This is a genomic window from Pseudoalteromonas sp. 68 DY56-GL68 (assembly GCF_041414825.1).
Classification (GTDB): domain Bacteria; phylum Pseudomonadota; class Gammaproteobacteria; order Enterobacterales; family Alteromonadaceae; genus Pseudoalteromonas.
The window spans coordinates 441,521-453,831 of the sequence record NZ_JAOCZL010000006.1 but is presented as its reverse complement, the minus strand read 5'-3'; the positions used below and the strand labels follow the sequence as shown (position 1 = coordinate 453,831).

Here is a 12,311-nt window from a genome sequence, read left to right as displayed (position 1 = left end):
CTACTACTATTATTACTATATGTATGAGCGAGAGCAGTACTCACTAAAGATGTCATTTCAAGATCTTGAAGATATAACACTTTCAGATTTTGCTGATTTATTTAGTGCCTTAGATTCATCTAGCAAGTTTATAAATGAGTTAGATAATGATGCTGAGGATCTAATTGTTAAAAAGCTTAGTTTAAATTCACCATTTTCATTGGAATTGATTGCAGCGGGTTTTGGAACAGTATATATACTCGTTCAAATATTCGATAAGGTTAATTCATGGAGAAAAACACCTCACGAAATTAATAAGCTAAAGCTTGAAAATGAAAAGCTTCAGCTGGAGATGTCAAAAATTAGAAATGATAACATGGAGTTAAATAAAGTTTTGACAGAACTTAATAATATTAGATTTAAACTAGATAAACTTCAAATCGAAAAGATAGATAAGAAAAGCTAATAATCAACGGCAGCGGTCTGTAAAAGTGTTATTCAAATTGCTACGCAATTATCTACCACTTTTGCAAGTCGCTGTGCTGAGTGCTTCCACCCTCCTGTTTTGGCATTAACATAAATAACTCACTGAATTTGTTTATGTCACAGGCAGTGATAAGCAAATTGCTTGCGCTAGTATAATTAAGCTCAATAGGATATTCTCATCGGCAATTTTTATTAAGATGTATTTTATTATAAAAGGATTTTTATGTTTCAGAGCATCTCTGCGCTATCTGGTTTACTGGCTACGATTTGGATTTCTGTCGGGGTTTTCGTAACGGCTAAGTTTTACCCGAATTACGATCATAAAAACCAATTTTGCAGTGAATTAGGCGCTGCGGGTAGCCCCACTGAAAAGTTATCACCTATTATCAATAATTATCCCCTCGGTTTTATCTTTTGTTTATTTGGTTGGCATTTAATACAGCTTAATAATGCGAACATAGCTCTTGTCGTTACAGGTATTCTTATAATGCTCCATGGAATAGGAACATGGGTTGCGGGTTACTTCCCAATGGATAAAGACCCTTATACCCAGTCACCAACGTTGAGTTGTAAAATACACTCATGGGCGGGTGTTATCATGCTTTTATCTCTTTTACTTGCCCCAATAATAGTCGCATTCAGCCCTCCCTCTACTTATATTTCTTTTGAGTTCAGAGTGCTTTCAATCATTGTAGTTTTGTTAGCTATTTTTTATATAGTAAAAATGGCTAAAGGTTTGAAAAATAGAAAATTAACTGGCTTTTACCAGCGTCTATCGTACTGGATAAAGTTGATCTGGCTAAGTGTTTTATCTTTGTTATTAATATAAGGTTAGTTACATAGTTAAAGTCTGCTGATAGCACTAAAAATACAAACAATAGATTGACAGGAAATTTATGAGAGAAGAATTGAGAGCCAAAATACTGGAAGTTTGCGATAAGAAAATGAAGAGCAAGGGAGAGAATGTTGGTCTGTCATTTTACGCCTTTTTTAAAAATAAAAATGATTGCCCTGAATTGCTAATGGAAGCGGCTACATGGTGGATCCAAACTCATAAGTTGGATCACTTTGTTAAAGCAAAAACGATCAAAGAGATGGTAGAAAGTAATTTATAACAAGCTCTCTTAAACGCCACTAACATGTCGTTTCTGGAACTGAGCTGTTATGAAGAGCGAATCACAGAACTTTTCTTTAGTATTTTCGGCTAGTTGTATCGATTAGTTATCCCGTAAGGTACTTTTTGCTGTGCTATTAACAGACGGTGTTCAAAAAATAGTACTTAGGCAAAGGTAACTACAAATTTATTTAGGCATAGCCATTCAAAGAACCTTTTTGGTTGTTCATTTAGCAAGAGTCACTCATCACATCATGCTTGCTTTGCTTAATAGACTGGCGTAACTTAACACTGGTACGATGAGTCTATAAGAATAAAAAGGTCAAACGTGACGATTAAACAAGAATCAGTATTTATAAAGCTCGCCGAAAGCCAAACATTACACTTACGCCGTATTAGTAGAACAGATGCCAAAGGACCTGCAGTGTTTTTTATGCATGGTGCTGTAGAAAATGGCAAAATCTTTTACACCCACAGTAATAAAGGCTTGGCCCCTTTTTTAGCTGAGCAGGGTTATGTTTGCTATGTAGCTGATTTACGTGGTCGTGGAGAGAGTAAGCCTGCCATATCAAAGCATGCAAAGTATGGCCAAACTGAGGCTATTTTAGAAGATATTCCCGCATTTTTAGAAAAGATTAAACAGCTTGAAGGTGAGCCTGCTCGTTATTGGGTGGCACACTCTTGGGGTGGGGTGTTAATGAACAGTGTATTTGCGCGTTTTCCTGAGCTGATTGACGATGTAAAAGCGTGTGCTTATTTTGGCTCTAAGCGGTCTTTGTATAACCACCATCCGAGTAAGTATATTCAAGGTAATTTAATTTGGTATGGACTGGCACCATTAGTTGCACGCAAGCATGGCTTTGTTCCTGCTAAAAAACTTAAGTGGGGCAGTGATGATGAAACCCGTAAATCCCATTATCAAAGTATGCAATGGGCTAAGCGCAAACCTTGGGTCGATACTGATGATGGTTTTGATTACGCTAAAGCATTAGCCGATAAAGCGTTACCACCTATCATGCATGTTGCGGGGATTAAAGACAAAGCACTGTGCCAGCCCATTGATATCGAAAAGTTTATGGCTGAGTCAGGTATAGGTAAACAAACTATGACTATTTATGGGCGAAAATATGGTCATAAAGTCGATTATGACCACATTAACATGCTTACTCACCCACAGGCTCGTCAGGACCAGTTTGTTGATCTTCTGAACTGGTTTGAGGGCCACTCATAAGCTTTTGCATTGCTACTTCGTAGCGTTTGTATTTTTCTGTTGCCTTTGTTGAAAGCGGTTGCCTGACAGCCGCTTTACTGAGTGTCGCTACAGGCTTATTCGATTTATAAAAATCTAAAAAGTGGTCACTGTATTTAATAGTCAAAAACTCGCTTAAAGATTGCAATGTTTGTTTTGGCTCTGTAACAAGTTGTTCATAGTTAAGATCAAAAATCGCTTCTGGCATAATGTGCTGCCAATGTGCCATAAGCTCAGTGTATAAATCAAAGTACTGTTTGAACTCAGTGAGAGAGCAAAAGTAGGGTTCGTTTTCAGCAAAATAATTGCTAAAGACTGACCATGCAATCGCATTGTAGTCGCGCTGCATATTAATAAACTTGGCATTTGGAAATAACAAATAGATTAAGCCAAGAGATTGATAGTTAGCGGGTAGTTTGTTGATCATAAATGGGCGCACTTGGGGCGCTTGTCTTATTCGTTCAATGTAGATGTTACGGGCATGATTGATCAGCCCTTGATCAAGCTTCGCCAAGCAAGCAGGGTAAGGGGTCTGCGTTTGTTGTTCAATATACGCGACTACTTCATTACTAATGCTTGCATCTTCGCCTAAGCTTGAAAAGCTATCATGGCTTATTAACATTTGCTCAAGCAAAGTTGAGCCACTTCTGGGCATACCAATAATAAACACTGGCGTAATAGTGCCACTAAAAAAGCGATCGCGAGAATTGATTAAAGCCTGGCTATTATGTTGAATAATATCGTGGTAAAACGGCGTAAGCGCTGCGGTTTTAAATGTTGTTAACTTAGACTGTAGTTTGTTGGCAAGTGTAAAGTAATTAAATGCTTGGTCTGTGTCATCTAAAATATCGTAGCTTTTACCTAGCGCATAATAACAAACCATTTTTAAGCGTAAATTATTCGTGAGTGTGAGAAACTGATGCAGTTCTTGTATGTAGTTTTGCTCATGATTAAACCGAGCAAACTGCACAAGTTCAAATAAAATATAGGCTTTTACAGGGTAGTCACCCATAGTCAAAGCATGTTGCAATGTGCTGTACGCTTTATCTAGCTCGCCATAAGTTAAGTAGTGTTGAGCAAGGTAGTAATGAGGCTCAGGATTGTGACTGGCGATGGACTTTGCATACTCCAGTACAGTTAAAGCATCGTTTGGAGAGTGAACACCATTAAACGCATCTGCAAGTGCATGCAAAGGCTCAAGCATATATGGAAGCCGCTCACAAGCGCGTTGTAATAAGTAAACAGCGGCGTCATATCGCTCTAAGCGTAGTGCAATTCTACCTAAACCAAATAGGGCTTCACCACTTTCAGGATTGGCATCTAACAACGCTTTGAAGTGAAATTCAGCTTCTTTTAATTTGTTTTCTGCAAGGAGTTGATTGGCTTTATTTAGCAACATGACATTACGATGAAATTATTATTTTTATTCACTATAAAACGAAAAAGGCGAAATGTCTTTCGCCTTTTTATTTAGCATGGTTAGTTCCTAAGCTCGCTTAGAACGTATAGGTTGCTTTTACGTAGTAGAAACCGCCGTTAATACCAAATGGAGATGTTTCGTAGTACTTACCACCCCAGTTGCTATTTGGAATGCCTGTGTTATCAAAGAAATCGAGTTTTTCAGCTTCTTGGTCAAACAGGTTTTGTGCACCCACAGAGAAACTGATTTCTTCAGTTAAGAAGTACGTTACTTCTGCATCAATGGTTACAGCTGCATCAGCTGTTTTAGCTGTTGCGTCGTAATCTACGTGCACACCTTGGTATTCACCGAAATAGTTCACACGTGTAAATGCAGAGAAATCTTCCCACTGTTGCGCCCAGCTAAGTGTTGCGCGGTGATTTGGTAAATCATTTTCAAGGCGGCTTACTTTAAATTCGCCTGTGATTGGGCTTGATTTAGTTACTTCAGTATCATTCCAGTTATAGGCTAAGCTGAATGTAGAGCTACCACCTAACAATTCAGTTGCATAGTTAGCCACTAAGTCAACACCTTGCGTTGTGGTATCAAAGTCATTGGTAAAGAAACTAACTTGAGCAAGATTTTGTACGTTAGGTACGCCTGCTGCCTCTAGTGTGTCTTTATCCGCTTGGCTTAGCTCAATTTTGTCTGATTGACTGATACGGTCATCAACTTGAATGTTGTAATAATCAACCGTTAAGAATAAGTCACCTAATGTCCAAACTGCACCAAATGTGTAGCTTTGCGATTCTTCTGGCTCAAGCTCTGTACCACCTAATTGCACTGCAATTGGGTTTGTTGGTGGTAATAGGGCAGAATCCACTAACACACCACTGCTTAGGTTTGTTTGCACGTTACTAACGTTAGCCTGACCAACGGTTGGAGCACGGAAACCTGTACTTAATGAACCACGAATATTTAAGTCTTCAGTTAAGTGGTATTGCGCTGTTAGTTTGTAGTTAGTGGTTGACCCAAAGGTGTCATAATCTTCGTAACGAAGTGCTAAACCCATTAAAAAGTCTTCGGTAAATGGTGCTTCAATATCGACGTAAGCTGCGTAGTTACGACGGGTGTATTCACCAGCATCAGATGGTTTGAAACCTGGGAAACCATTTGAGCCAATACCAAAACCTTGCTCTGTTAAAGGACCCGCAGTAAAAGAAGCCACATCACCTGAAACAACAGTGAATGTTTCTTCATGCCACTCTAAACCACCGGCAATGTTTACGTCGTAAGCTAAACCAAAGTCAAAGCCTTTTGATAAATCAGCGTTAAAGTTCTTTTCTAACTGTGTGTATTTACCAGGGCTAAAGTCACGCGGGCTTTCAGGGCCAAGCGAAGCATTGATTGTATCGTAAATGAAATAGCGAGATTCATTAAAACCAACAGAACCACTTAAGTCGTAGTATGCGCCTTCTAAAAAGCCGCTAGTTACTTCGCCTTTAGTACCAATTGTTAGTGCAGTATCTGTAATGTTACCGCCAAAGTTAGGTGTAAAACCGCCTGGTAGAATTTCATTAAATGCAAAGCAGTCAGGGTTGTTAGCAACACCGTTAATGTAATCTGGGTTATCTAACACGTTGTCATCAATCATGATATCAGTCGGACAGTTGCCGCTCATGTCGCCAGTTAAATCACCAACAAGTAGCGTTTCGCCGCCGTCATTTGAGTACACACCTGGGCGAGTATGTGGGTTACGATAGTAGAAACCACCGCGCACATCACGCTCAGAGTAGTTACCAAACATGTAAAATTGCGATGTATTACTTAAATCGAGACCGATATTACCGAAAATTGAAATATCGTCATCAACTTCTGGTGCCCCCCAAACTTGCGCTAGAGGAGAGACATCAGGAACACCTGCATCAGCAAGTGCAGCTGCATCAGGACGCTGAACTGAGCGACTTGTTGCGTCAGCCGTTTTGTATTGGAAGCTTAAGTTTGCAAAGCCATCATCAGTGAAAGGAAGACCTACGTTACCAGAGATTTGCGTGGTATCGCCATCACCTTCATAGTATTCACCTTTACGGATCTCAAAAGAGCCGCCTTCAGAGGCATCTTTTAATACAAAGTTCATTACACCCGCGATAGCATCAGAACCATACTGTGCAGCAGCACCATCACGAAGTACTTCAACTTGTTTTAGAGCAATACTAGGAATTACTGAAATATCAGCACCCTGAGCACCGTCATTAATACCACCGCCTAAAAATGCAATAACAGAAGCACGGTGGCGACGTTTGCCGTTTACTAATACTAATGTACTGTCAGACGGTAAGCCACGTAAGTTGGCAGGGCGAACAAGTGACGCAGCGTCACTGATTGGGTTTTGATGCACGTTAAAAGACGGAACTGAGCCTTTTAATAGCTCAAGCATGTCTGTGTTACCTGCTTTCGTTAATTCTTCACCACCGATAATATCAATAGGTACCGGTGAATCACCAATTGAGCGTGGTGCTGAACGTGTTCCCACAACAGCTATTTTTTCAACATTTTTATTAACTTTTGTTTCTTCAGCTGTCTGCTCTGCCGCAACGACTGAACCTGATACAAATAGACCAGCCGTTGTGGTTGCTAATGCAAACTTAATTGCGTGATGTAGCGCACTATTTTTTAATTTCATTCTGACTTCCCCAGTTAGAATAGTTATGATTATGCCACCAAATAGGTATTTAAACTTGGTGTAGACAACTTATACCGACTGTAAATTTATTTTGCAAATTGTTAATGGTGTGTTGTTTTTGGTTCGGAGGAGTCTAATTTATTGTGATTATCTTTATTATGTGCATGAAAGATAAGAAGATAAATTATTCTTAAATTGATTGAAAATAGTCAGGATTTATCGGTTTGTTAGAAAAAAAATTTAATTATTGATTGTTTGTATGATTTTTGAGCTGAAAACAGGTTGGAACGATTTACTTATTTTGTTGTGTTTTATTACTTAATTGCCATTGCTTTAATTTTTCACGGTATTCATCCCAAACACAAGGACAGCAACTACCTACACCACAGCACTCATCTGGGGCTGGCTTTTGTGGTTTATTATCGCTGTGCTGGTTAGTTTCGTACATGTGAAATTTAAAATAGTAATAAAAGGATGTGCAGGGTAATGTAAAAATTAATATAAGTAAATTATGCTTTGTGAAGTCCCCTTGCTGTGTGAGAATAGCAACATGCGATTATATAAAGTCATTCATAGAGCCCCGTTTAGGGTGGCTAAAATTACAAAAAGACGTCAGCAATTACGTTTCAAGCGCGCTATGGTGGCACTAAAAATTGCACTTGCCCAAGAAAAGCAAGAAACCAAAGAAATGTTGCATATCTACAAGCGTTACACCCAAGGCAATGCCAGCAAAGAAGAATTACACACTGCTAATGAACAATTCTTAGATATTTTAAAAGGCTTGGGTCTTGGCGTCTTTGCTGTTTTACCCTTTGCACCAATAACGATCCCCTTAGTTGTAAAGTTAGGTCATTGGGTTGGTGTAGATGTTTTACCTAGCTCTTTTAATATCAACAAGTCAATTAAAGAGATCGATCAGCAAGTAGCCAAAGAAGAGGCCGAAGAGAAAAATCAAAAATAATTTTTATTTCTTTGATTTAGCCAAATAGCTTGAATGCTATACCTTTTGTTGCTTGTTATTGGTATGCTTAATTATCTTTTCTTCATTTAGAGTCGTTTAATGAGTTCATTAATTCGTCATTCTTCATCGGGTATTCCTTTATCTTTCGTTGAAAAAGCGCAACTTTCAGATTGGCTTGAATCACAATCTAAGGCACTGCAAAATTGGCTTGCTAATTGTGATTTTAAGAATAAAGGTTTGGCTTTGGTTGCCGACAGTGAATCCGGTGAGCTTACTCACGTTTATTGTTTAGTGGCAGATCTTCAAGATTTTTGGTTAGCCGGTGAGCTATCGACAAAACTGCCTGCTGGTTGTTACCAAATACAAGGTGAAGAAAAGTTCATAGAACAGGTTGCGCTTGGTTTTATGCTAGGCGGCTATGAATTTAGCGAATACAAAGAGAAGCCTTCACCGCGCGCGCAATTAGCAATTACAAATAAAAGCCTTGTTGAGCGTTTAACACAACAAGCAAATGCAATTAATCTTGTTCGTGATTTAGTAAACACGCCCGCTGCAGATATGATGCCTCAGCATCTATCTCAGGTTATGGCAGACCTAGCCGACACCTACGATGGTGATTTCAGTGAATGGGTTGGGGATGAGCTTTTAGAACAAAACTACCCAACTATTCATATGGTGGGTCGTGCGAGTGAAAATAAACCTCGCTTGCTAGATTTACGTTGGGGAGCACAAGATGCACCTCAAATAACGCTAGTAGGTAAGGGGGTTTGTTTTGACTCAGGTGGTTTAGATTTAAAACCAAGTTCGGGCATGCGCAACATGAAAAAAGACATGGGTGGTGCTGCACACGTGATTGGTCTTGCACAGTTAATCATGGCTGCCAACCTGCCTATTCGTTTACGTGTTTTAGTACCTGCGGTTGAAAATGCCGTATCACGTAATGCATTTAGACCAGGCGATGTGATCAAAACACGTAAAGGGATCACGGTTGAAATTGACAACACTGACGCTGAAGGTCGTTTGGTCTTATGTGATGCTTTAGCTGAAGCGCAAAATGATAATCCAGAACTTATTATCGACTTTGCAACGTTAACAGGCGCATGTCGTATTGCCCTTGGTACTGAGTTACCTGGTTTTTTTGCGAATAACCGTGATGTTGCCAATAAATTATTAGATGCCGGCGAAAGCTGTCATGACCCAATTTGGCAACTTCCGCTGTTTGATCAATACAAAGCACTATTAAAAAGCGATGTGGCAGATATTGCCAATTGTGCGTCAACTCCATTCGGCGGTGCAATTACCGCAGCGCTTTATTTGAAGGAGTTTATTGAACCGAGCACGCCTTGGGTTCACTTTGATGTAATGGCTTGGAACTTACGTGCATTACCTGGACGCCCTGTTGGCGGTGAAGCACTGGGTATTCGAGCGGTGTTTAATTACCTACAAGAGCGCTTTCAATAAAATTAAAGTTGGTATAGCTCTAATGGCAAATCATCGGGATCGGCAAAAAACGTAAACTGCTTCCCGGTGATTTCATCCACTCTTATTTCTTCAACTACAATTCCATGCTGTTCTAAATATGTTTTCGCTTTAGCAATATCAGCAACTTTAAACGCTAAATGGCGTAATCCCTGAGCCTCTGGATAGCTTGGCCTTTGTGGTGCATCAGGAAAAGAAAATAATTCAATCTGACTGCCATCAGGAAGTGCTAGATCTAGCTTATAAGAATCACGTGCACTGCGATACTGCTCATGAATGACAGGCAGTTTTAAAATTTCTGTATAAAAATGCTTTGAGTGAGCGTAATTACTACAAATGATAGCTGCATGATGAATGCCTAACAATTCCATTGAAACCCTCACAAAAAAGCGCGACTATTGCCGCGCTTATATCTAATTTAATTTGAATTATTCAGTGCCTTTACATGCAGCTACCGCAGGAGCCACTAACTCTAGCCCTGTTTTATCGCAAGGTGGTAAAGCTGCGTCAGACTTCGCTATTGGCGTTACGCGCTCCCCCCATTTTATGTAGCTTGCAGCCCACGTTAAACCAGCACCAAAGGCAGCTGACATTATATTTGAATGCGGCTTAATTAAGCCTTGTTCTACGGCCTCACAAAGTGCGATGGCAATTGTTGCTGCGGATGTATTGCCGTAATCCGCTATGTTAACCATAACTTTTTCGTCAGCTACTTTTAGGCGCTGTTGAATTGCTTGGATAATGCGTAAGTTAGCTTGATGAGGCACTAATACATCAATATCATCAAGTTGTAACTGTGCTTGGTTTAAAACATCATCACAGGCTTCACTCATGCCTTTTACTGCACGTTTGAAAATTTCACGGCCTTCGAATAATAAATTAGACGGGCCAATTGGTTGGTACTTGTTAAGATCGCTACCAAAGTTTTCGATGTGAAGAATATCTCTGTCTTCGCTATCACAACCCGTTTTGGTTGCAAGCAAACCAGACGGTGTATCTGACGCTTCTAACACAACTGCACCAGCACCATCACCAAATAATACCGCACTGTCACGGCGAGCCCAGTTTACATACCAAGTCATACGCTCAGCAGCAATAACGACAGCTTTTTTGATCATGCCTGCACGAATTTGTGCGGTTGCAGCTTGTAATGCATATAAAAAGCCTGAACATGCAGCGTTGGTATCCATCGCGGCGGCGCCTACCGCACCAATATTTTTTTGAACCAAAGACGCTGTGTTAGCAACCATCGTTGAAGGGGTACATGTAGCTAATAACACCAAATCAATGTCTTTAGCGTCAACACCAGCACAGGCAAGGGCTTGCTTTGCGGCAACAGTGGCTAAATCGGCAGTAGAAACATGACTGACACGACGAGATTTAATGCCTGTACGTGTTGTGATCCATTCATCATTGGTATCAACAATATTGCTAATTTCATCATTGCTGATGCTTGCTGGTGGTATACATTTACCCCAGCCAGTAATTTGGGCATAAGACATAATGTGTTCTCTTTATGTGGTCAGACGACTTTAATTTTTTCGAAGTTATATCAAAATTCACATCCTAAGACTAGCGTAACGCAGTTTCACATCGTAAATAATGGCATTTACTCGGTATTTAAGTTAAACCTAGTATAAAAAAGAGGCGATCATGAAAAAAATAAATCTAAAAATAAGCACATTATCGGTACTGTCTTTATTATCCGCATTTTCTGTTAACGCACAAACGACGATTATTTACGCTGGAAAAATGCTCGCAGGCACTGAGCAAGATGTAAAAGAGAAGCAAACACTTGTTATTGAAGACAACAAAATTGCTGCGATAAAATCAGGCTACTTAACTAAAGAGCAGTTAAATCTCAGTGATGCTGATGTTATTGATTTAAAAAATCAGATGGTATTGCCAGGTCTTATTGACATGCACGTACATGTTACGTTTGAGCGCGATGCAAAACGTAACCCACATAAATGGACCACCGAATACGAAGCAGATAATGCACTACGTTCTTTAAAGTATTTACAGCGCACCGTGAATGCTGGTTTTACCTCTGTGCGTGACCTTGGTAGTAGCTATCAAGTTATTTTTCCATTGAAGCGAGCTATAGAACGTGGCGATATCGTGGGCCCGCGTATTTTTGCTGCAGGAGATATGATCACTCCAACGGGTGGTCATGCTGATATGCATGGCTATCGTCGAGACATCAGTGAAGCTGTAGGTGCGGGGTTAGGGGTCTGTAATGGGGCTGACGATTGCACTAGAGCAGTTCGTGATGTGATAAAAAGTGGCGCTGATGTGATCAAAATCACAGCAACTGGCGGGGTTTTGAGTAATACTGCCGCAGGTGTTAATCAACAATTTACCGATGAAGAGCTCTCTGCGATCGTTAATACAGCGCATCATTTGGGGCGAAAAGTAACGGCTCACGCACACGGTACACAAGGAATAAAAGCCGCATTAAAGGCGGGGGTTGATTCAATTGAACATGGCTCGTTTTTAGATAAAGAAACGATAAAGCTATTTAAACAGCATGACGCGTATTTGGTGCCAACCTTGTTAGCAGGTGCTACTGTTAAAAAAGAGGTTTTAAGTAATCCAAACATGCCTAAGGCCATCGCAGATAAAGTTGAGTTTGTGGCTCCAAAAATGCAAGCCTCATTTAAACTAGCGCTAAAAAATAACGTTAAAATTGCATTTGGTACTGATTCAGGCGTCTCAAAGCATGGTGATAACGCCGATGAATTTGCACTCCTTGTAAAGTATGGTATGACACCTACGCAGGCTATAAAATCAGCGACTGTTGAGGCGGCAAAGTTGTTAGGGCAAAGCGAGAAACTGGGTGACTTGAGTGTTGGTAAGCAAGCGGATATCATCAGTGTTAACACACACGTTCTTAATGATATAAGTCAGCTAAACAGCGTCAACTTTGTTATGCAGGGCGGTAAAGTGCTCAAACAGTAA

General features: G+C 40.1%; 12 protein-coding genes. 7 read left to right on the top strand and 5 right to left on the bottom strand.

What is annotated here, in order from left to right:
- Window positions 1–49 precede the first annotated feature (49 nt).
- The 4 genes from NYF15_RS02815 (at window position 50) to NYF15_RS02800 (ending at window position 2,810) form a co-directional block, all read left to right on the top strand.
- Window positions 50–445, top strand: coding sequence for a hypothetical protein (locus NYF15_RS02815; protein ID WP_371352719.1), 396 nt, complete (start codon window positions 50–52; stop codon window positions 443–445).
- A 243-nt stretch (window positions 446–688) separates the two neighbouring features.
- Window positions 689–1,294, top strand: coding sequence for a DUF998 domain-containing protein (locus tag NYF15_RS02810; protein WP_371352718.1), 606 nt, complete (start codon window positions 689–691; stop codon window positions 1,292–1,294).
- Window positions 1,295–1,361: 67 nt separating this feature from the next.
- On the top strand, window positions 1,362–1,580 hold the full coding sequence (locus tag NYF15_RS02805; RefSeq protein WP_130152163.1) for a DUF6500 family protein: 219 nt from the start codon (window positions 1,362–1,364) through the stop codon (window positions 1,578–1,580).
- 327 nt (window positions 1,581–1,907) lie between these two features.
- Window positions 1,908–2,810 carry an alpha/beta fold hydrolase gene (locus NYF15_RS02800; protein WP_371352717.1) on the top strand — a complete coding sequence of 301 codons (903 nt, stop codon included), beginning with the start codon at window positions 1,908–1,910 and terminating at the stop codon, window positions 2,808–2,810.
- Here NYF15_RS02800 and NYF15_RS02795 read toward each other — a convergent pair.
- The 3 genes from NYF15_RS02795 to NYF15_RS02785 form a co-directional block, all read right to left on the bottom strand.
- Window positions 2,743–4,227: a sulfotransferase gene (locus NYF15_RS02795; protein WP_371352716.1), complete on the bottom strand. Its 1,485-nt coding sequence runs from the start codon at window positions 4,225–4,227 to the stop codon at window positions 2,743–2,745. The two genes, NYF15_RS02800 and NYF15_RS02795, sit on opposite strands and share 68 nt — an antisense overlap.
- A 97-nt stretch (window positions 4,228–4,324) precedes the next feature.
- Window positions 4,325–6,910: a TonB-dependent receptor plug domain-containing protein gene (locus tag NYF15_RS02790; protein ID WP_371352715.1), complete on the bottom strand. Its 2,586-nt coding sequence runs from the start codon at window positions 6,908–6,910 to the stop codon at window positions 4,325–4,327.
- 292 nt (window positions 6,911–7,202) lie between these two features.
- The gene (locus NYF15_RS02785) at window positions 7,203–7,358 is read right to left on the bottom strand and encodes an oxidoreductase-like domain-containing protein (protein WP_371352714.1); all 156 of its coding nucleotides are present in this window, start codon (window positions 7,356–7,358) and stop codon (window positions 7,203–7,205) included.
- A 102-nt stretch (window positions 7,359–7,460) separates the two neighbouring features.
- Here NYF15_RS02785 and NYF15_RS02780 point away from each other — a divergent pair, with 102 nt between their 5' ends.
- Together NYF15_RS02780 and NYF15_RS02775 are read left to right on the top strand one after the other, a co-directional pair.
- Window positions 7,461–7,871, top strand: coding sequence for a hypothetical protein (locus tag NYF15_RS02780; RefSeq protein ID WP_062567975.1), 411 nt, complete (start codon window positions 7,461–7,463; stop codon window positions 7,869–7,871).
- Window positions 7,872–7,970: 99 nt separating this feature from the next.
- Window positions 7,971–9,332, top strand: a complete 1,362-nt coding sequence (locus NYF15_RS02775) for a M17 family metallopeptidase (RefSeq protein WP_130152152.1) — start codon at window positions 7,971–7,973, stop codon at window positions 9,330–9,332.
- Between the two features lie 2 nt (window positions 9,333–9,334).
- Here NYF15_RS02775 and NYF15_RS02770 read toward each other — a convergent pair whose 3' ends face one another.
- Together NYF15_RS02770 and NYF15_RS02765 are read right to left on the bottom strand one after the other, a co-directional pair.
- The gene (locus tag NYF15_RS02770) at window positions 9,335–9,721 is read right to left on the bottom strand and encodes a VOC family protein (protein WP_237118888.1); all 387 of its coding nucleotides are present in this window, start codon (window positions 9,719–9,721) and stop codon (window positions 9,335–9,337) included.
- A gap of 57 nt (window positions 9,722–9,778) precedes the next feature.
- Window positions 9,779–10,852: a ketoacyl-ACP synthase III gene (locus tag NYF15_RS02765; RefSeq protein WP_237115620.1), complete on the bottom strand. Its 1,074-nt coding sequence runs from the start codon at window positions 10,850–10,852 to the stop codon at window positions 9,779–9,781.
- 151 nt (window positions 10,853–11,003) lie between these two features.
- On the opposite strand from NYF15_RS02765, the gene NYF15_RS02760 reads away from it, so the two are divergent.
- Window positions 11,004–12,311, top strand: a complete 1,308-nt coding sequence (locus tag NYF15_RS02760) for an amidohydrolase family protein (RefSeq protein WP_371352713.1) — start codon at window positions 11,004–11,006, stop codon at window positions 12,309–12,311.

Bases quoted from the DNA above. Each gene is read 5' to 3' on its own strand.
- NYF15_RS02805 (WP_130152163.1), top strand. From the start codon at position 1,362: ATGAGAGAAGAATTGAGAGCCAAAATACTGGAAGTTTGCGATAAGAAA.
- NYF15_RS02815 (WP_371352719.1), top strand. From the start codon at position 50: ATGTCATTTCAAGATCTTGAAGATATAACACTTTCAGATTTTGCTGAT.
- NYF15_RS02810 (WP_371352718.1), top strand. From the start codon at position 689: ATGTTTCAGAGCATCTCTGCGCTATCTGGTTTACTGGCTACGATTTGG.
- NYF15_RS02780 (WP_062567975.1), top strand. From the start codon at position 7,461: ATGCGATTATATAAAGTCATTCATAGAGCCCCGTTTAGGGTGGCTAAA.
- NYF15_RS02775 (WP_130152152.1), top strand. From the start codon at position 7,971: ATGAGTTCATTAATTCGTCATTCTTCATCGGGTATTCCTTTATCTTTC.
- NYF15_RS02790 (WP_371352715.1), bottom strand. From the start codon at position 6,910: ATGAAATTAAAAAATAGTGCGCTACATCACGCAATTAAGTTTGCATTA.
- NYF15_RS02770 (WP_237118888.1), bottom strand. From the start codon at position 9,721: ATGGAATTGTTAGGCATTCATCATGCAGCTATCATTTGTAGTAATTAC.
- NYF15_RS02785 (WP_371352714.1), bottom strand. From the start codon at position 7,358: ATGTACGAAACTAACCAGCACAGCGATAATAAACCACAAAAGCCAGCC.
- NYF15_RS02795 (WP_371352716.1), bottom strand. From the start codon at position 4,227: ATGTTGCTAAATAAAGCCAATCAACTCCTTGCAGAAAACAAATTAAAA.
- NYF15_RS02760 (WP_371352713.1), top strand. From the start codon at position 11,004: ATGAAAAAAATAAATCTAAAAATAAGCACATTATCGGTACTGTCTTTA.
- NYF15_RS02765 (WP_237115620.1), bottom strand. From the start codon at position 10,852: ATGTCTTATGCCCAAATTACTGGCTGGGGTAAATGTATACCACCAGCA.